The sequence below is a fragment of the Verticiella alkaliphila genome (assembly GCF_018904615.1).
Classification (GTDB): Bacteria; Pseudomonadota; Gammaproteobacteria; order Burkholderiales; family Burkholderiaceae_B; genus Verticiella; species Verticiella alkaliphila.
This window is the reverse complement of record NZ_JADCNH010000007.1, coordinates 95,538-113,912: the sequence shown is the minus strand read 5'-3', so window position 1 is coordinate 113,912 and position 18,375 is coordinate 95,538. Positions and strand designations below refer to the sequence as shown.

The window sequence follows — 18,375 nt, the reverse complement described above, 5'->3', positions numbered from 1 at the left end:
CTCAGGCTCCGGTGATGTCGGGAACGGGCGCCTGCACGGCAGCACCCTCGGCGATCAGAGCCGCGATGTCGGCCTCGGACAGCCCGGCTTCGGCAAGGACGGCGCGCGTGTGCTCGCCCAGTCGCGGCGGGCGCCCGGGCGTGGCGCTGACGCCTGCGTAGCGCACCGGGCTGCGGGTGAGGCGATAGCTGCCGACGGCCGCGTCAGGCACATCGACGAAGAAGTCCACGGCCTTCAGATGCGGATCGTCTTCGAGGGCATCGAGTCGGCCGAGCGGGGCGGCGGGGATCTCCAGCCGCTGGCAGAGGTCCAGCCAGTACGCCGTGGGCTGTGTGGAGACGATCTCGCCCAGCAGGGCGTACAGCGCGGCGATATGCGTGGTCCGGGCCGACATGCTGGCAAAGCGTGCGTCGCCCACGGCGGCAGGATGGGCGTGGGCGAAGAAGCGTTGCCAGTGCGCATCGGTGTAGGGCATCAGGCAGAGGTGGCCGTCGGCCGTGCGGTACGGGCGCCGCCATGGCGCGAGCACGCGCGGGTAGCCCGTGGCGTCGGGACCGCGCTCGCCCACGTGACGGCCGTAGAAATGTTCGAGCAGGGTGAAGGACACCATGGATTCGAACATCGGGATTTCGACGAACTGGCCTTCGCCCGTGCGCTCCCTGGCGAAGAGGGCGGCGAGAATGGCTTGCGCGGCCACGAGGCCGCAGGTCTTGTCCGCGGCGATGGTCGGCAGGTAGCGGGGCTCGCCCGTCTGCCGTGCCATGAGGTCGGCAAGACCGCTCATGCCCTGCACGATATCGTCGTAGGCGGGCTGGCCCGCATAGGGGCCGGTCTCGCCAAAGCCGTGCAGGCCAGCGTAGACCAGGCGCGGATTGCGTCGGCGCAGCGTGTCGGGATCCAGACCGAGTGCGGCCATCTTCTGGGGCCGCACGCTGTGCATGAAGACGTCGGCCTGGTCCACGAGCGCGAGCAGGGCGGCGCGGGCCGAGGGCTGTTTCAGATCGAGCACCACGCTGCGCTTGCTGCGGTTCACGCCCAGGAAGATCGCCGCCATCCCGGCCTCGCGGGCCGGGCCTGTCAGGCGCGTCGAGTCGCCCGCCGGGGGCTCGATCTTGAGTACGTCCGCGCCGGCGTCGGCCAGGGACTGCGCAGCGTAGGGCCCAAAGACGACAGAGGTCAGGTCGAGGACGCGGATACCGGCGAGGGGAGGGGCAGGGGTCATGCCGGCCACTCTAGCGAGCGGTACTATGGTGGGTCCAATATCGAATCCGCAGCGAGCGATCGCGAAACCCTATGGCTATCGAGCTTCGCAGTCTCCGACAGTTCGTCGTGATCGCCGAGCTGGGCAGCTACCGGCGTGCTGCGCAGGCCTTGTTCATCGCCCAGCCGGCGCTGTCGGTGTCGATCCGCAAGCTGGAGGACGCCGTGGGTGCCACGCTCTTCGAGCGGGGTGCGCGGGGCGTGACGCTCACGGACGCCGGTGCCGCGCTCCTGGGCGACGCGCGGCGTGCGCTGTTCCATGCCGAGCAGGGCCGCGAGGCTGCGCGCATGGTGGCCCTGGGCGAAGGCGGGCGGTTGCGGGTGGGCTTCGTGGGTTCGGCCACCTATGCGTTGCTGCCCCGCTGCGTGCCGGCCTTCCGGCATCGCTACCCGCAGGTCCGGCTCGAGCTCATGGAGGCCACCAGCGTGGAGGCTGTCGCGCAACTGCGCGACAGTCGGCTCGATGCGGCGGTGGTGCGCGGTCCGGTCACGGCGGATGATGTGATCGAGGTGCACGAAGTGGAGCGCGACGACCTCTGGCTCGTCGTGCCGGCGACCCATCCTCTGGCCGCGCGCCGCACCGTCGGCCTGGCGGATTGTCGTGAGGAGTCGTTCGTCACCTATGCGGCGGGCAGTGTGCCGGGGTTGCACAACACCGCGCTGTCGGCCTGCCGCCAGGCGGGCTTCGAGCCGCACGTGGGTCAGGAAGCCACCCAGGTGCAGACGGTGGTGAGCCTGGTGGCGAGCGGGCTGGGCGTGGCGCTGGTGCCGGGGGTCACGCGCTCGTTCACGCATCCGGCCGTGCGCTTCGTGCGCTTGCGCGATGCCGCCTCGCGCGGGGCCTTGTCGCTGTCGCTCGTGTTGCTGCGGCACACGCCGAGCCCGGCAGCGCTGCGGCTGCGTGACGTGATGCTCACGGGCGCCCACGACCCCGCGGATATGGGCTGACCGACTGCCCAACTGCGCTCGCCAGGCGCGTCGTGCTCTCGGGGGCTCAACCCCCGCCCGCATGCTGGAATAGACGTTCGATCCCGCCCGTGAGATGAGCCGCCATCGCCGCGCGCGAGCCGGGGACGTCACGGGCGGCGATGGCTGCCTCGATGCGGGCGTGCTCACGGCAGACGGCAGCATGGCGCTGCTCGCGGGTGCCGGGATCGGACAAACCGCGCACCAGGTGGATGCCGAATCGCGTCTGCGCGCACAGGGCCGTCATGGTCATCGTGAAGAAACGGTTGCCGCTGGCCTGCGTGATGGCGGTGTGAAAGGCGATGTCTTCCTCGATCCCGCTGTGGCCCTCGTGCAGCGCCGTCTCGAAGCGGTCGCGTTCGCGCCGGATCTGGGCGAGCTGCTCGGCCGTGTGGTGCCGTGCCGCGTGGGCGGCGATCTCGCCTTCCACACTACAGCGGAATTCCAGGAAGCTGCGCACGTCGGGAATGCTGGTGAGCGGGCCGAAGCTCACGAGTACCGGCTCTGCGCTCAGATCCCCCACATAGTTGCCCGAGCCTTTGCGCGCCACGATGCGGCCTTCGGCGCGAAGGCGCGCGAGCGCCTGCCTCAGCACCGGTCGCGACACGCCGAAGCGCAGCGCGAGCTGCGTCTCGCCAGGCAGGCGCGATTGCGGCTCGAAGCCTCGCGTGCCGAGCAAGCCGAGGAGTTCGTCGTAGACCTTGTCGCTCAGGAGGCGATCGTGGGTGGGAGGCGTCATGTCTGCCCGGGCGATGGAGTGGATCGAAATGCAGGCATAGCAAGCGACGTATGCCAATGCTGTCAGACAGATTATGGCGTATTGCGGCTTTTTTATTAACAGCTATTGACAGAAAAAACGCGCCGCGCTGAAGATGCCTTCATCCGGTGCCGCCGTGGCATCGCCGTTCTGGAGTTGCCCTGGCATGTCTCGAATCACCTGCGTGCGCACGCTGCGCCTCGCGCATCGTCCCAGCCTCATCTGGCTCGAGGTGGACACTGAGGACGGGCGCACCGGCCTGGGTGAAACCTTCCGCGGGGCCGCGGCGGTAGAGACCGTGCTGCACGAGGAGATCGCTCCCTGGCTGATCGGCCGCGACGCCACGCACATCGAAGCCATCTCAAGGCATCTGCTGAGTCCATATGTGGGCTTCAACGCGTCGGGGGCGGAGACGCGGGCCGCCAGCGCGGTCGATATTGCGCTGTGGGACCTGGCTGGCCAGCGCCAGGGCGTGCCGCTCTACGTGGCCTTGGGCGGTGGTGCGCGCGAGAGCGTGCCGGTCTACAACACCTGCGCGGGCTACGCCTTCAACACCACGGGCAAGCGGCGCGACATCGGCGCGGCCGACGTGAGCGCGGGCCCCTACGACGACCAGATCGCGTTCATGCGCGACGCCGGCACGCTCGCGCAAAGCCTGGTCGAGGAGGGCTACCGGGCCATGAAGATCTGGCCGTTCGACATCCACGCGCCGGCCAGCGGCGGCCAGCGCATCGGCCTGGCCGAGCTCAAGCAAGGGCTTGCTCCCTTCGAGAAGATCCGTGCCGCCGTGGGTGACCGCATCGAAGTCATGTGCGAGCTGCACAGCCTGTGGAGCGCGCCGGCGGCCCTGCGCATCTGCCAGGCCCTGGAGGACTTCGACATCTTCTGGGTGGAGGATCCGATCGCCAAGATGGACGATGCGCAAAGCCTGCGGGATCTGCGCTCGCGCACCCGCGTGCCGATCTGCGGCAGCGAGACGCTCGCCGGATTGCGCCCGTTTCGCGACCTGCTCGCCAATGATGCGCTGGACGTAGTGATGCTCGACGTGGCCTGGTGCGGCGGACTCACCGAAGGCCGCAAGATCGCCGCGCTCGCCCAGGCCTATGCCCGGCCGCTGGCGCCGCACGATTGCACCGGCCCCGTGACCCTCATGGCCGGGCTGCACATGGCCTTGCATGCACCCACTGCCATCTACCAGGAAGTGGTGCGTGCGTCGCTCGCGACCTGGTATCGCGAGCTCGTCACCGACCTGCCCGTGCTGCGCGGTGGCATGGCCTTGCCGCCAACGACACCCGGCCTTGGCACGGCCCTGACCCCGGCGCTGCGTGCGCAACCCGATCTCATCCAGCGCGAGACGCGCGCCTCCTGACTCCAACGCCATCATGCGCATCCACATCGTCGGGCTCCACGCCCCCAACACGCCCCGTCTGCAAGCCTTGCTCGGCGACGATCATCAGGTAGAAGGCCTGGCCGGCTTTCCGGCCGATGGCCCGCCGGCCGACGTGGTCGTCACCAATGCCGTGGACGCGACCGCAGCCGCCCGCCTGAACTGCCGTTTGCTGCAGGTGCCGGGCGCCGGTACCGAGCAGATCGCGTTCGCCGCGTTGCCGCCGGAATGTACGGTAGCCAATGTGCACGGACACGAGATCCCGATCGCCGAATTCGTCACGCACGCCATCCTCGAGCATGCGCTGGAGCCCTGGCGTCTGCCTGCCGTGCTGGACGAGACAAGCTGGCCGGCGGTCTACGCGGGGCGGCCCTTGCACCACGAGGCGCACGGACGCACGGTGACCCTGGTGGGTTACGGCCACATCGGCCGCGAGGTGGCGCAGCGGGCCCGTGCCCTGGGTATGCACGTGGTGGCCCTGACCCGGCGCGGTGGCCTGAAGGAGGCCGACGGCGTGCATGAGAGCCACCCCGTGCGGGCGCTCTTCGAGGTGCTGCCGCGCACCGATGTGCTGGTGCTGTGCTGCCCGCTCGACGACGCCACCCGAGGCATGATCGGGCGCGAGGCGCTGGCCGCCTTGCCTGCCCACGCGATGCTCGTGAACGTGGCGCGCGCCGAGGTCGTCGACGAGGCCGCGTTGCATGCAGCGCTGACCGAAGGCCGGCTTGCCCGCGCTGTGCTGGACGTCTGGTACCAGTATCCCAAGCCCGGTGAGGCCGCGCTCGCGCCCTCGCGCCTGGGCCTGCACCGGCTGCCCAACGTGCGCGCCACGCCACACGTGTCGGCCATGACGCCAGGCCTGCTCGCCCGTCGCTATGCCGTCATCGCCGAGAACATCCAGCGTCTGGCTGCCGGCAAGCCGCTGCGTTACGTCGTCCGCCCGCCGCACTGACGCGGCGCGGCTGCGCGTTACCCGTGAGCCGGCCCGTCGCGCCGGCCACGGCCCCCACCACGAGAACCAGGAGACACCCATGCTTGCGACTCTGAAGGCTGCCCTGCGCGGCCCGCGCCGTCACGCCCGTACTGCCGCGCTCGCGGCCCTTGCCGCCGTGTTCGCGAGCGGCGGCGCCCCCGCCGTTGCGGCTGATTTCCCGACCAAGCCGGTGCGCATCGTCGTGCCCAATCCCCCGGGCGGCGCCTCGGACGTATTGGCGCGCCTGGTGGCGCAGCACCTGTCCCAGGCATGGGGCCAGCCGGTGCTGGTCGAGAACCGCGCGGGTGCCAACGGCAACATCGGGGCGGCCCTCGTGGCCAAGTCCGATCCCGACGGCCTGAATCTGCTGCTGATGGACGCGAGCAGCCTCGCGAGTTCGCCGGCACTGTATCCCAACCTGAATTACAGCCCGTTGAAGGACCTTGCCCCGGTCTCGATCGTGGCGTATTCGCCCCACATTCTCGTGGTTCGCAAGGATCTGCCGGTCAACACGCTGCCCGAGCTCGCCGCCTACGCGAAGCAGCACCCCAACAGCCTGAGCTTTGGCCAGACGCCCGGCAGCATCACCCATCTGGCCGGCGTGCTGCTCGGCCAGCAGATGGGCTTCAGCTGGATGCCCGTGGGCTACAAGGGGGGGCTCGCAGGTGCTGACCGATCTCGCGGGCGGTCAGATCGACGCGGCGCTCAACAGCTACCTAGCCACCTATCCCCTGGTGAAGAACGGCAGCGTGAAGATGCTGGCCGTGGCGAGCGCAGAGCGCTTCACGCCGATTCCGCAGACGCCGACGGTGGCCGAAGCCGTACCCGATTTCGTGACGGGCTCGTGGCAGGGGCTGTTCGCCCCCGCGGGCACGCCAGCCCGCGTCGTCGACAAGATCCACGCTGACGTGGCGCGCGTGCTCGCGCTGCCCGAGGTGCACCAGCGCCTCGCGGACCTGGGCTCGGAAGCCGTCGACAAGACGCCGGCGCAGTTCAGCACCTGGATGCAGGAGCAGGCCGATTATTGGGGCAAGGTGGTGACGGACAACAACATCCAGCTCATGTGAACGCGCCGGCCGCGCGCGGCGGCCGGCTCCACGCATCGCCGGATCAGGCCGGCTGGGCGAGCGGGTTGGGCGCGTAGGTGCGCTCCCCCGGCTCGACGGCATTGGCTGGCAGCTCCGGCAGGTCGCGCAGCGCCTGGTAGAGGGGCGCGAAATCCGGCGCGGTCGCGTCGAAGAGCTCGTCGAAGCTCTCGATCACGAAGTAGGTTTCCTGGTAGGTGTCGATCTTGTAGCGCGTGCGCATGAGGCGCAGCGCGTCGAAGGCCACCCGGTTCGGCTGGGGCGAGGTCAGGCAGTGCTCGAGTTCGCCCACCGAGGACAGGATGCCGGCGCCGTAGGCGCGCAGGCCCTTGGGCGTCTGCATGATGCCGAATTCCACGGTGTACCAGTAGATTCGGGACAGATACTCCAGCGCATGCAGCCCCTCCGCCTTCAGCCCGCCGGCGCCGAACGCCTGGATGTAATCCGCGAACACGGGATCGAAGAGCAGCGGCACGTGGCCGAACAGGTCGTGAAAGAGGTCCGGCTCGACGATGTAATCGAACTCGGCCTCCGTGCGCAGCCAATAGGTGACCGGAAAGCGTCGGTTGGCGAGCAGGGTGAAGAATTCGCGCTCGGGGATGAGGCCAGGCACCGCGACGATTTCCCAGCCAGTCGCAGGCTTGAGCAGTTGATTGATGTTTTCGAAGCGCGGGATGCCCTGCGCGTCGCCCAGGTGGGAGAGCGCCGCGATGAATTCGTCGCAGGCTCGACCTTCGACGTGCTTGAGCTGGCGGGCAACGAGCCGCGCGTAGCGCCCGTGTTCGTCTGCCGTGTAGGCGTCCCAGCCCTGATCGCAGGTGTAGTCTTCGCGGGCGCGGGAGTAGTCGCCACGGGGCGGGCGATCGCTGGCGCCGTAGGTGACGGGCTTGGCGGTGGTTTGCATGATTGTCTCCTCGTGGCGTTCGCCAGGCGGGCCGCAAGGCGCAGACCCATCGAAAAATTGTAGGGAGATTGGCGGGGCGAAAGATTGCCAAGTTGGCCTCTCAAGGCGGCGTTCGCGCAATAAAATGCGCGAAATCGACCCTGTAGAGCAATGCCATGGCTGATATCGATCTTGACCGAACGGATCTGCGCATCCTTGCCGAGTTGCAGCGCGACTGCCGACTGACCAATCAGGAGCTCGCCGAGCGAGTGTCGCTCTCGCCCAGCCCCTGTCTTCGACGCGTGCGCCGGCTGGAGTCGCTGGGCGTGATCCGCCAGTACGTGGCGCTGGTCGATGCCGAGAAGGTCGGCTTCGGTCTGGCGGCCTACGTCGAAGTGCGTCTGCAGAAGCAGGCCCAGGGCGATCACGAGCCGCTCGCGGATTTCGCGCGCGCAGTGGCGCGCTGGCCCGAGGTGGCCGCGTGCTACGCCACGACGGGCGACATGGACTATCTGCTGCGGATCCAGGTGGAGGACCTGGCACATTTCTCGCGATTCGCCATGGACACCCTCATGCAGCATCCCGCCGTGGTCGACATGCGGTCGAGCTTTGTGCTTCGCACCATCAAGGAGACGACGGCGGTGGGCTTGTGAGACAGCATGTGGCTTTTTTGAGACAATATTGTTTCACGGGTTACGGCGCGTAGCACGCACGGCTCGTCAGCTTGTGTCTCCGGATTGGTAGAATCCCGCCTTATGAATCCCAACCCTTCCGCCGGTGACGAGGCTGTTCTCGTCTTCGAGGGCCTTGCTGTCGGTTATGGCGGTGCGCCTGTGCTGGCTGGCATCGACATCACGGTGCGTCGCGGCGAAGTCGTCGCACTGCTGGGCGGCTCGGGCAGCGGCAAGACCACGCTGCTGCGCGCGGCCACCGGCCAGATCTTGGCCCAGCAGGGGCGCGTGCTCGCCTTCGGGCAGGATCTCGCCACCGCGAGCGCCGATGCGCTGCGCGCGGTGCGCCAGCGCATGGGCGTGCTCTTCCAGCAAGGCGCGCTCTTCACCGATCTGAATGTCTTCGAGAACGTCGCGTTCCCGCTGCGCGAGCATGCGCGGCTGGGCGAGGCCGAGTTGCGCGACAAGGTCCTGGAGACTTTGTATGCCGTCGGTCTGCGCGCGGCGGCACATCTGCGCCCGGCCGAGATCTCGGGCGGCATGGCCCGCCGGGTGGCCCTGGCGCGCGCCATCGTGCTCGATCCGGCGCTGGTGCTCTACGACGAGCCCTTCGCCGGGCTGGACCCGATCTCCATGGGGGTCACCGCGCAGCTCATCCGCAGCCTGTCGGATCGGCTCGGTTGCGCCTCGCTCCTCATCACGCACGACGTCCAGGAGTCCTTCTCCATCGCCGATCATGCCTACCTCGTCGGTCAACGCGAGCTCAAGGCCGGCGGCACACCCGCCGAGATGCAGGTAAGCCCGGACCCTTACGTCCAGCAGTTCCTGCAGGGCGAGCCGGATGGCCCCGTCGCCTTTCACTATGCCGAGACACCGGCATTCCTCGCCTGGCAGGAGCGGCAGCAGCGTCGTGCCCCGGGCGCGCGGGGGGACAAGCCATGAGCGCGTTGGTCAACGGTATCTCCTGGATCGGCTGGCGCGTGCGCGAGAGCATCGGCGCGTTGGGGTATTTCGCGCGCTTTCTGCTTGGGGTGCTCGGCCGCACGGGCATCTGCCTCGCCCGGCCCCGCCTCGTCGTGCAGCAGGTGCACTTCCTCGGCAATCACTCGCTCGTCATCATTGCCGTCTCCGGCACGTTCGTCGGGCTGGTCCTGGGGCTGCAGGGGTACTACACCCTCAGCCGGTTCGGCGCCGAGGATTCGCTGGGCGTGCTCGTGGCGCTGTCGCTGGTGCGCGAGCTCGGCCCGGTGGTCACGGCATTGCTCTTTGCGGGGCGTGCGGGCACGTCGCTGACGGCCGAGATCGGTCTCATGAAGGCCGGCGAGCAGTTGTCCGCCATGGAAGTCATGGCCGTCGATCCGCTGCGGCGCGTCGTCGCGCCACGCCTCTGGGGCGGCATCATCGCCATGCCGGTGCTGGCGGCCATCTTCTCCGCCCTGGGCATCCTGGGCGGCTGGCTGGTCGGCGTGCAGATGATCGGCGTGGACAACGGTGCGTTCTGGTCGCAGATGCAGGCGGGTGTCGACGTGCGCGACGACGTCGTCAACGGCATCATCAAGAGCGTGGTCTTCGGCGTGGCCGTCACGCTGATCGCGCTGTTCCAAGGCTGGCAAGCCCGTCCCACCCCCGAGGGGGTTTCGCGCGCGACCACCCGCACGGTGGTGGTCGGCTCGCTCGCCGTGCTGGGGCTGGATTTCCTGCTCACGGCGTTGATGTTCGGTAATTGATCGAGGTTTCTCATGGCACGTAGCAAGGTGGATTTCTGGGTAGGGCTGTTCGTGCTGCTGGGCGCGGCCGCCGTGGCGTTCCTGGCGCTGCGCGCCGGCAACCTGGGCTCGGTGTCCCTGGGGCCCAGCTATACGGTCACCGCCCAGTTCAACAACGTGGGCGGGCTGAAGGCGCGCTCGGCTGTGCGCAGCGCTGGCGTCGTGGTGGGCCGCGTCGAATCGATCGAGTTCGATGACCAGTCCTTCCAGGCCCTGGTGACCATGCGCCTGCAGCAAGGCATTGAATTCCCGTCAGACTCGTCCGCCAGTATTCTCACGTCGGGCCTGCTCGGCGAGCAGTACGTCGGCCTCGAGCCCGGCAGCGAAGACAAGCTGCTGGCCGATAACGCGCGCATCACCTATACCCAGGGCGCCATCGTCCTGGAGAATCTCATCAGCCGTTTCCTCTACAGCATGGCGAACAACCAGGGAACGGCGTCGAACAACAACAGTGCTCCGGCTCCCCAGAGCGCTCCTGCCCCCCAGACACCATGACCCAAGCATCGACGTTCCCGCGCACGGCGGCCGCCACGGCCGCAGCCCTGCTCCTGGCGGGCTGTGCCGCCACTTCCGGCACGCCGGATCCGCGTGACCCCTGGGAGGGCATGAACCGCTCGATCTATGCCTTCAACGACACCGTCGATCGCGCCGTGTTGAAGCCGGTGGCCACGGCCTACCAGCGCGTGACGCCGCGCCCGGTGCGCAGTTGCGCCGCCAACTTCTTCGGCAACCTGCGCGACGTCTGGTATTCGGCCAACAGCTTCCTGCAGGGCCAGGTGCCGGACGGCATCAACATGGTCGGCCGGGTGCTCATGAACACCACCGTGGGCGGCCTGGGCTGCTTCGATGTCGCCACGGATGCAGGTGTGCCCTCGATCCCGCGCAACTTCGGCTCCACGCTGGGTGTCTGGGGCTTGCCTTCCGGACCTTATCTCGTTCTGCCGCTGCTCGGCCCGAGCACCGTGCGCGATACGGCCGGCGTGGCGGTGGATTCGGTCGGCAACGTGCTCTTCGACATGGACAACATCCGGGTACGAAACTCGCTGTTGGGATTCCGTGTCGTGAGCGACCGCGAGCGCCTTCTCGAAACGGGCGATCTGGTCGACGACATTGCCCTGGACCCGTACAGCTTCGTGCGTGACGCCTACCTGCAGCGGCGCCAGGCCCTTATCAATCAATCGCTGGGCAAGGACGCACTGCCGGACTACAACCTGCCGGACTACGACGACCCCGCCGATACGGCGCCTGCCGCGACCCCGGCACGCCCCTGATCACACAAGGATGGTTTCATGATGTTCATGCTTTCTTCCCAACCCTGGAAGGCACTGCGCCGCGGTGCCCTGGCAGCCGTGACTGGCCTGTCCCTGCTGGCTGCCGCGGGTGCCGTGCAGGCCCAGGCCAAACCCGATCCCAACGGTGCCCCGGATGCCTTCGTGAAGGCGGTGGCCGAGGACGTGCTCAACGTGCTCAAGCAGGACAAGGCGCTGCAGGAAGGCAACGTGCGCCGCATCAACCAGGTGGTGGACGAGCGCGTTCTGCCCTATGTGGACTTCGAGAAGACCACGCGCCTGGCCGTGGGCCGCAACTGGCGCGACGCCAGCCCGCAGCAGCGTGAGCAGCTGGTCCAAGGCTTTCGCGGCACGCTCGTGCGCACCTACAGCGGCGCCTTCCGCCAGGTGTCGCCCCAGACCAGCATCGTGATGCTGCCGTTCCGTGGCGATGCCAAGGCCGACGACGTTGTCGTCAACACGCAGGTCCGTCAGCCCGGCAGCCAGCCGGCTGCCGTGGACTATCGCCTGGAGCGCACGTCCCAGGGCTGGCGCGTCTACGACATCAGCGTCGAAGGCATCTGGTTGATCCAGAACTATCGCAACCAGTTCGCCCAGCAGATCCAGCAGAACGGTATCGACGGCCTGATCGCCACGCTGAACCAGCGCAATCAGTAATCCGTACCCGCTGACGCCCCTCGCGGGGCGTCAGTTCTCCGCATTGCCTATAATTGACGGCTTGGCCTCATTGCCCCCACCATGTCCGTCGTTCGCATCGAACACCTCACCAAGATCTACACGCCGCGCCGCAGTCTCGGGCAGCGGCTGCGCGGCGTCGCCCAGCCCCCAGGCTTTCAGGCGCTCGATGACGTCAATCTCACCATCGAGGCGGGCGAATTCTTCGGGCTGCTTGGGCCGAACGGTGCCGGCAAGACGACACTCATCTCCGTGCTCGCGGGTTTGTCCGCCGCCACGCAAGGGCATGTCTCCGTGTGTGGCTACGATGTGGCCCACGATGCCGCCCGGGCACGTCGCGCCCTCGGGGTGGTGCCCCAGGAGCTCGTCTTCGACCCCTTCTTCACCGTTCGTGAGACCTTGCGTATCCAGTCGGGCTACTTCGGCCTGCGCCGTAACGATGACTGGATCGACGAGATCCTCGCGAGCCTGGGTCTGGCCGACAAGGCCGACACGAACATGCGCGCGCTGTCGGGCGGCATGAAGCGTCGCGTGCTGGTGGCGCAGGCGCTGGTGCATCGTCCGCCCGTGATCGTGCTGGACGAGCCGACGGCCGGCGTGGACGTCGATCTGCGCCGCACGCTCTGGGAATTCATCGTCCGCCTGAATCAGCAAGGACACACCATTCTGCTCACCACGCATTACCTGGAAGAAGCCGAGGCCCTGTGCGGCCGGGTTGCCATGCTGAAGGCCGGGCGCATCGTCGCCCTGGATCGCACGGCCGCCCTCGTCAGGCAGGTGGGTGGTGCCGATCTCGAGGAGGCCTTCGTGCGCATCATGCGGGGGGATCCGGCGCTGGCCGGTGGCACGAGCGAGGCCGCACGTGCCGAGGACGAACCGACCGAGGTGAGCGCATGAGTGCGGATCGCACGGCCGCGCAGATGGCCGCAGACGCCGCGGCACCCGTCACCCCCAAGCACCGGCCGCAGGGCGTGCCCGCACCGACCCGCATGGACGTTGCGGCGCAGACGCCCCTGCAGGTACCTGATCTGCGCGGCGGCTCGGGCTTTCCGACGCTCTTCTACAAGGAGCTGTTGCGCTTCTACAAGGTGAGCTTCCAGACCGTGGCCGCGCCTGTGGTCACCGCCTTGCTCTACCTGCTCGTGTTCGCGCATGTGCTGGAAGACCACGTCCGCGTATACGACCAGATTCCGTACGTCAACTTCCTGGTGCCCGGGCTGGTGATGATGAGCATGCTGCAGAACGCGTTCTCCAACGCGTCTTCCTCGCTCATCCAGAGTCGCGTCACGGGCAACCTGGTGTTCGTGCTCCTGCCGCCGCTGTCCTATCTGGACTTCTACGGCGCCTACGTGCTCGCGTCCGTCGTGCGCGGGCTCGTGGTGGGCATGGGCGTGTGGCTCGTCACGCTGATCTTTGCCGGGCCGATGCTCGCGCATCCGCTGTGGATGCTCACTTTCGCCGTGCTCGCGTGCGCCAACATGGCCACACTCGGCCTGGTCGCCGGCATCTGGGCCGAGAAGTTCGACCAGATCGCCGCGTTCCAGAACTTTCTCATCATGCCGGCCACCTTCCTGTCCGGCGTGTTCTATTCGATCAATACGCTGCCGCCCTTCTGGCAGGCTGTCTCGCACTGGAACCCGGTGTTCTACGCGATCGACGGGTTCCGCTACGGCTTCTTCGGCCTGTCCGATGCCTCGCCTTGGCACAGCCTGGCGGTGGTCGGCGGCGTCTTCCTGGCCTTGGCCGCGTGCGCGATGCGCTTGCTGGCCAGCGGCTACAAGCTCCGGAGTTGACCATGCAAACCCTGCCCACCCCCGAACAGGTGCGCCAGTACATCCTGGACGGCCTCGCGTGCGAACGCGTCGAGGTCGCGGGTGACGGCCAGCATTTCGAGGCCACGATCGTCTGTGCGGGCTTCGAGGGCAAGCGCCCGATCGCCCGACATCAGATGGTCTATGCCGCGCTGGGCGACCGGATGCGCGCCGAGATCCATGCGCTGTCGATGCGCACCCTCACGCCCGCCGAGCACGCTGCCCGCGGCGCCTGACACCCCACATGCTTTTGGCGGCGCCCTCGTGGCACCGCCGTCCTGGAATGCGATGGATAAACTGAACATCACTGGCGGCCAGCGCCTGCAGGGCGAGGTCGTCGTCTCCGGCGCCAAGAACGCCGCGTTGCCCATCCTGTGCGCAAGCCTGCTGACAGGCGACGACGTGCGGCTCACCAACGTGCCGCAGCTGAACGACATCAACACCCTGTCGCGCTTGCTGGGCCAGATGGGCGTGAAGGTGGCGCAAGAGGGCGCCGGCACGCTCGTGCTCAAGGCCGACGCGCTCACCTCCTGCGAGGCGCCGTATGAGCTTGTGAAGACGATGCGTGCCTCGATCCTGGTGCTGGGCCCCCTGGTGGCGCGCTTCGGCGAAGCCCGGGTGAGCCTGCCCGGCGGCTGCGCCATCGGTCAGCGTCCGGTGGATCAGCACATCAAGGGCTTGGCGGCGCTGGGCGCCGACGTGCGCGTGGAGCATGGCTTCGTGGTGGCGCGGGCGGATCGCCTGAAAGGCGCCATCGTGCGCACCGACATGATCACCGTCACCGGCACCGAGAATCTCCTGATGGCCGCCGTGCTCGCCGAGGGCGAGACCGTGCTGGACAACGCCGCGCGCGAGCCGGAGGTGGTGGACCTGGCTGAGATGCTGATCGCGATGGGCGCGCAGATCGAAGGCCATGGCACCGACCGCATCGTGGTCCAGGGCGTGGAACGTCTGCACGGTGTGGATTACCGCGTCATGGCCGACCGTATCGAGGCCGGCACCTTCCTGTGCGCCGTGGGTGCGGCGGGCGGCGATGCGATCCTGCGCGCGGCCCCGCCTGCGGCGATGGGCGCGGTCATCGACAAGCTGCGCCGGGCGGGCGTGACGATCGACTGCGATGGCGACAACATCCGCGCGCGCATGGATCGCCGCCCGACGGCCGTGGGCTTTCGCACGCAGGAGTATCCGGGTTTCGCCACGGACATGCAGGCCCAGTTGATGGCCATGAATGCCGTGGCCGATGGCACCGCCGTCATCACCGAGAACATCTTCGAGAACCGCTTCATGCACGTGCAGGAGCTGATTCGCCTGGGCGCGGACATCGCCATCGACGGCCACACGGCCGTCGTGAAGGGCGTGCCGTCGCTGTCGGGGGCCACCGTGATGGCCACCGACTTGCGCGCCTCGGCCAGCCTCGTCATCGCCGGCCTCGTGGCCGACGGTGTCACCACCGTCGAGCGCATCTATCACCTGGATCGTGGCTACGAGTGCATGGAGCACAAACTGCAGCAACTGGGCGCGCGCATCGAGCGCGTGTCCGACCGGAGGTCCGCATGATCGCCCCCGCGGGACGCCGCCCGCTGACCCTGGCCCTGTCCAAGGGCCGCATCTTCGACGAAACTCTGCCGCTGCTGGCCGCCGCCGGCGTCACCGTGTCCGAGGACATGTCGAGCACCCGCAAGCTCATCATCGAGACGAGCGACCCGGATCTGCGCATCATCATTGTGCGGGCGTCAGATGTTCCCACCTATGTGCAATCCGGCGCTGCCGACCTGGGCGTGGCGGGCAAGGACGTGCTGATCGAACACGAGAGCAGCCATCCGGGCGGGCTCTACCAGCCGGTGGACCTGGGTATTGCCCGATGCCGCCTGTCCGTGGCCGTGCCGGCAGGCTTCGACTACGAAGCTGCCGTGTACCAGGCGCGCGCCTTCGCGTGGCGACCAAGTACGTCCAGGCCGCCCGTGAACATTTCGCGGCCAAGGGCGTCCATGTGGATATCATCAAGCTGTACGGCTCCATGGAGCTCGCGCCGCTGGTGGGCCTGGCCGATGCCATCGTCGATCTCGTCTCCACCGGCAGCACGCTGCGGGCGAACAACCTGGTCGCCGTCGAAGACATCATGGACATTTCCTCGCGCCTCATCGTCAACCAGGCTGCCCTGAAGACCCGGCGTCCGCGGCTCGAGCCGCTGATCGACGCCTTTCGCACTGCCAGTGCTTCGTGACAGGATTTCTCCGCGATGTCCGCTACTCCGCTGATCCGCCGTCTGGACACCCGCGCCGACGGCTTTGCCGCCACGCTGCGCCAGCTGCTGGCCTTTGAATCGGGCGAGGATGCCTCGATCGAGCAGGCCGTGCAGGGCATTCTTGCCGACGTGCGTACGCGCGGCGACGATGCCGTGCTCGAGTACACGCAGCGGTTCGATCGCCATGCCGCCCGCGACATCAGCGCGCTCGAGATTCCGCTGGCTGAAGCCCAGGCTGCGCTCGCGGCGCTGCCGGCCGAGCAGCGCGCCGCGCTGGAAACCGCCGCCGAGCGCATCCGCCTCTACCACGAGCGCCAGCGCGCCGAGTCCTGGTCCTACACCGAGGCCGACGGCACCCGTCTGGGCCAGAAGATCACACCGCTGGACCGCGTCGGCCTGTACGTGCCGGGCGGCAAGGCTGCGTACCCCTCCTCGCTGTTGATGAACGCGATCCCGGCCAAGGTGGCCGGCGTCGGCGACATCGTGATGGTGACGCCGATGCCCGACGGCACGCGCAACCCCATCGTGCTGGCGGCCGCTGCGATTGCCAGCGTGGACCGCATCTGGGCGATCGGCGGTGCGCAGGCCGTGGGCGCGCTCGCCTACGGCACGCAAAGCATCACGCCGGTCGACAAGGTCGTCGGCCCCGGCAACGCCTACGTGGCGGCGGCCAAGCGCCGGGTGTTCGGCACCATTGGGATCGACATGATCGCCGGCCCCAGCGAAATCCTCGTGATCTGTGATGGCCAGACGCCGCCCGACTGGATCGCGATGGATCTCTTCTCGCAGGCCGAGCACGACGAACTCGCGCAATCCATCCTGCTGTGCCCGGACGCGGCCTACCTGGACGCCGTGGAGGCCTCGATTGCCCGTCTGCTGCCCGAGATGCCGCGCGCCGACATCATCCGCACCAGCCTGCGCGATCGCGGCGCCCTGATCCTCGTGCGTGATCTGGACGAGGCCTGCGCCATCGCCAACGACATCGCGCCGGAGCACCTGGAGATCTCCACCGCCGAACCGGAACGCTGGGCCGACCAGATCCGTCATGCCGGCGCGATCTTCATGGGCCGTTTCAGCTCCGAATCGTTGGGCGATTACTGTGCCGGCCCGAACCACGTGCTGCCCACGTCCCGCACGGCGCGGTTTTCCTCGCCGCTGGGGGTGTACGATTTCCAGAAGCGTTCGAGCCTGATCCAGGTCTCGGAAGCCGGCGCCGCCACCCTGGGCAGGGTCGCCGCCACGCTCGCCTATGGGGAGGGCCTGCAGGCCCACGCCCGTAGTGCCGAGCTTCGCCTCGAGAAGCCCTGATGCCCGAGACGCCCGTCAATTCCGGATCCGCCATGCGTACCGCCGACATCACCCGCAACACCAACGAGACCCGCATCCGCGTGGCCATCAACCTGGACGGCACCGGCCGCCAGAGCATCGCCACGGGCGTGCCCTTCCTGGACCACATGCTGGACCAGATCGCCCGCCACGGCCTGATCGACCTGGACATCCAGGCCGAGGGCGACCTGCACATCGACTCGCACCACACGGTCGAAGACGTGGGCATCACCCTGGGCCAGGCCTTTGCGAAGGCGGCTGGCAACAAGGCCGGCCTGCGCCGCTACGGCCACGCCTACGTGCCGCTGGACGAAGCGCTCTCGCGCGTCGTGGTGGACTTCTCCGGCCGCCCGGGCCTGACCTATCACGTGCCCTATACGCGTGCGATGATCGGTCAGTTCGACGTGGATCTGGCCCGCGAGTTCTTCCAGGGCTTCGTGAACCACGCGCTCGTCACGCTTCACATCGACAACCTGCGCGGCGAGAACGCGCATCACCAGTGCGAAACCGTCTTCAAGGCTTTTGGCCGCGCCCTGCGCATGGCGCTGGAAGTCGACGAACGCCAGAATGGCGCCGTGCCGTCCACCAAGGGAGTGCTCTGACACCATGGCCAGCATCGCAGTCGTGGATACCGGCGCGGGCAACCTGCGCTCGGTCGTGAGAGCGCTGCAGTTCGCGGCGCCAGAGGCCGATGTGCGCGTGAGCGCCACGCCGCCGGAAATCGCTGCCGCCGATCGCGTCGTGCTGCCCGGGCAGGGCGCCATGCGCGACTGCATGCGCCAGCTCGGTGAGGCGGGCCTCATCGAAGCCGTGCTTGCGGCCGCGCGCAGCAAGCCGATGCTCGGCGTGTGCGTGGGCATGCAGATGCTCTTCGAGACCAGCGAGGAGGCCCCGGACGTGGGCGGCCTGGGCTTGATGGCAGGCGGCGTGCCGCGCTTCAAGGGCGAGGCTTTCCGCACCGGCGCCCAAGGCCAGCCGGGCGAACTCAAGGTGCCGCACATGGGCTGGAATCGCGTGCACCAGGCCAATCCGCACCCCCTGTGGGAGGGCGTGAGCGACGGCGCCTACTTCTATTTCGTCCACAGTTATCACGTGGCACCCGCGAGCGAAGACATCGTCGCCGGCACCACGCGATATGGCATCGACTTTACGAGTGCCATCGCTGCGGATAACATCTTTGCTACTCAGTTCCATCCCGAAAAAAGCGCCGAGGCAGGGCTCAGGCTCTATCGCAACTTCGTGCACTGGAACCCCTGACCTTGGCCATCCCAGGCCATCACC

The 18,375-nt window shown here is 68.0% G+C and carries 20 protein-coding genes and 2 pseudogenes; 19 read left to right on the top strand and 3 right to left on the bottom strand.

The window, feature by feature from the left end; translation table 11 throughout:
* Position 1 precedes the first annotated feature (1 nt).
* A complete protein-coding gene (locus IMZ29_RS07485; protein ID WP_216182328.1) occupies positions 2 to 1,222 on the bottom strand; it encodes a CaiB/BaiF CoA transferase family protein in 1,221 nt (406 codons plus the stop codon).
* Between the two features lie 71 nt (positions 1,223 to 1,293).
* On the opposite strand from IMZ29_RS07485, the gene IMZ29_RS07480 reads away from it, so the two are divergent.
* On the top strand, positions 1,294 to 2,208 hold the full coding sequence (locus IMZ29_RS07480) for a LysR family transcriptional regulator (protein ID WP_216182326.1): 915 nt from the start codon (positions 1,294 to 1,296) through the stop codon (positions 2,206 to 2,208).
* A gap of 46 nt (positions 2,209 to 2,254) precedes the next feature.
* Here the strand turns inward: IMZ29_RS07480 and IMZ29_RS07475 are convergent, their stop codons facing one another.
* Positions 2,255 to 2,965, bottom strand: a complete 711-nt coding sequence (locus tag IMZ29_RS07475) for a FadR/GntR family transcriptional regulator (protein ID WP_216182323.1) — start codon at positions 2,963 to 2,965, stop codon at positions 2,255 to 2,257.
* Positions 2,966 to 3,149: 184 nt separating this feature from the next.
* Here IMZ29_RS07475 and IMZ29_RS07470 point away from each other — a divergent pair, with 184 nt between their 5' ends.
* The 4 genes and pseudogenes from IMZ29_RS07470 to IMZ29_RS22625 all read left to right on the top strand — a co-directional run bounded on the left by IMZ29_RS07470 (position 3,150) and on the right by IMZ29_RS22625 (position 6,410).
* Positions 3,150 to 4,352 carry a mandelate racemase/muconate lactonizing enzyme family protein gene (locus tag IMZ29_RS07470; protein WP_216182321.1) on the top strand — a complete coding sequence of 401 codons (1,203 nt, stop codon included), beginning with the start codon at positions 3,150 to 3,152 and terminating at the stop codon, positions 4,350 to 4,352.
* A 13-nt stretch (positions 4,353 to 4,365) separates the two neighbouring features.
* Entirely contained in the window at positions 4,366 to 5,322 is a 957-nt protein-coding gene (locus IMZ29_RS07465; protein ID WP_216182319.1) for a 2-hydroxyacid dehydrogenase, read from the top strand.
* Positions 5,246 to 5,947 (top strand): annotated as a pseudogene (locus tag IMZ29_RS22630) (Bug family tripartite tricarboxylate transporter substrate binding protein); the annotation flags it as partial. The gene IMZ29_RS07465 and the pseudogene IMZ29_RS22630, both read left to right, overlap by 77 nt.
* A gap of 61 nt (positions 5,948 to 6,008) precedes the next feature.
* Positions 6,009 to 6,410, top strand: a complete 402-nt coding sequence (locus IMZ29_RS22625) for a Bug family tripartite tricarboxylate transporter substrate binding protein (protein WP_371820154.1) — start codon at positions 6,009 to 6,011, stop codon at positions 6,408 to 6,410.
* A 43-nt stretch (positions 6,411 to 6,453) separates the two neighbouring features.
* Here IMZ29_RS22625 and phhA read toward each other — a convergent pair whose 3' ends face one another.
* Positions 6,454 to 7,332 carry a phenylalanine 4-monooxygenase gene (gene phhA / locus IMZ29_RS07455; protein WP_216182317.1) on the bottom strand — a complete coding sequence of 293 codons (879 nt, stop codon included), beginning with the start codon at positions 7,330 to 7,332 and terminating at the stop codon, positions 6,454 to 6,456.
* A 155-nt stretch (positions 7,333 to 7,487) separates the two neighbouring features.
* On the opposite strand from phhA, the gene IMZ29_RS07450 reads away from it, so the two are divergent.
* The 14 genes and pseudogenes from IMZ29_RS07450 (at position 7,488) to hisH (ending at position 18,351) form a co-directional block, all read left to right on the top strand.
* Positions 7,488 to 7,964, top strand: a complete 477-nt coding sequence (locus IMZ29_RS07450) for an Lrp/AsnC family transcriptional regulator (RefSeq protein ID WP_216182314.1) — start codon at positions 7,488 to 7,490, stop codon at positions 7,962 to 7,964.
* Between the two features lie 102 nt (positions 7,965 to 8,066).
* Positions 8,067 to 8,924 carry an ABC transporter ATP-binding protein gene (locus IMZ29_RS07445; protein WP_216182311.1) on the top strand — a complete coding sequence of 286 codons (858 nt, stop codon included), beginning with the start codon at positions 8,067 to 8,069 and terminating at the stop codon, positions 8,922 to 8,924.
* The gene (gene mlaE, locus IMZ29_RS07440; RefSeq protein WP_216182308.1) at positions 8,921 to 9,709 is read left to right on the top strand and encodes a lipid asymmetry maintenance ABC transporter permease subunit MlaE; all 789 of its coding nucleotides are present in this window, start codon (positions 8,921 to 8,923) and stop codon (positions 9,707 to 9,709) included. Before IMZ29_RS07445 ends, mlaE begins: the two co-directional genes overlap by 4 nt.
* A gap of 12 nt (positions 9,710 to 9,721) precedes the next feature.
* The gene (gene mlaD, locus IMZ29_RS07435; protein WP_216182306.1) at positions 9,722 to 10,243 is read left to right on the top strand and encodes an outer membrane lipid asymmetry maintenance protein MlaD; all 522 of its coding nucleotides are present in this window, start codon (positions 9,722 to 9,724) and stop codon (positions 10,241 to 10,243) included.
* Positions 10,240 to 11,019 carry an MlaA family lipoprotein gene (locus tag IMZ29_RS07430; protein ID WP_216182303.1) on the top strand — a complete coding sequence of 260 codons (780 nt, stop codon included), beginning with the start codon at positions 10,240 to 10,242 and terminating at the stop codon, positions 11,017 to 11,019. The genes mlaD and IMZ29_RS07430 overlap by 4 nt, the downstream gene beginning before the upstream one ends.
* Positions 11,020 to 11,037: 18 nt before the next feature.
* Positions 11,038 to 11,694, top strand: coding sequence for an MlaC/ttg2D family ABC transporter substrate-binding protein (locus IMZ29_RS07425; RefSeq protein WP_253206932.1), 657 nt, complete (start codon positions 11,038 to 11,040; stop codon positions 11,692 to 11,694).
* A gap of 81 nt (positions 11,695 to 11,775) precedes the next feature.
* Complete coding sequence (locus tag IMZ29_RS07420; RefSeq protein WP_216182300.1) at positions 11,776 to 12,609, top strand: ABC transporter ATP-binding protein; 834 nt, start codon at positions 11,776 to 11,778, stop codon at positions 12,607 to 12,609.
* 92 nt (positions 12,610 to 12,701) lie between these two features.
* A complete protein-coding gene (locus tag IMZ29_RS07415; RefSeq protein WP_216182451.1) occupies positions 12,702 to 13,505 on the top strand; it encodes an ABC transporter permease in 804 nt (267 codons plus the stop codon).
* 2 nt (positions 13,506 to 13,507) lie between these two features.
* On the top strand, positions 13,508 to 13,759 hold the full coding sequence (locus tag IMZ29_RS07410; RefSeq protein WP_216182297.1) for a BolA family protein: 252 nt from the start codon (positions 13,508 to 13,510) through the stop codon (positions 13,757 to 13,759).
* 52 nt (positions 13,760 to 13,811) lie between these two features.
* The gene (murA, locus tag IMZ29_RS07405; RefSeq protein ID WP_216182294.1) at positions 13,812 to 15,080 is read left to right on the top strand and encodes a UDP-N-acetylglucosamine 1-carboxyvinyltransferase; all 1,269 of its coding nucleotides are present in this window, start codon (positions 13,812 to 13,814) and stop codon (positions 15,078 to 15,080) included.
* Positions 15,077 to 15,747, top strand: a pseudogene (gene hisG, locus IMZ29_RS07400) (ATP phosphoribosyltransferase). The gene murA and the pseudogene hisG overlap by 4 nt, the downstream one beginning before the upstream one ends.
* A 15-nt stretch (positions 15,748 to 15,762) precedes the next feature.
* Positions 15,763 to 17,076: a histidinol dehydrogenase gene (hisD, locus tag IMZ29_RS07395; protein WP_216182291.1), complete on the top strand. Its 1,314-nt coding sequence runs from the start codon at positions 15,763 to 15,765 to the stop codon at positions 17,074 to 17,076.
* Between the two features lie 32 nt (positions 17,077 to 17,108).
* Complete coding sequence (gene hisB / locus IMZ29_RS07390) at positions 17,109 to 17,696, top strand: imidazoleglycerol-phosphate dehydratase HisB (RefSeq protein ID WP_216182448.1); 588 nt, start codon at positions 17,109 to 17,111, stop codon at positions 17,694 to 17,696.
* Positions 17,697 to 17,700: 4 nt separating this feature from the next.
* Positions 17,701 to 18,351, top strand: coding sequence for an imidazole glycerol phosphate synthase subunit HisH (gene hisH / locus IMZ29_RS07385; RefSeq protein ID WP_216182288.1), 651 nt, complete (start codon positions 17,701 to 17,703; stop codon positions 18,349 to 18,351).
* The last annotated feature ends 24 nt before the right edge of the window (positions 18,352 to 18,375 follow it).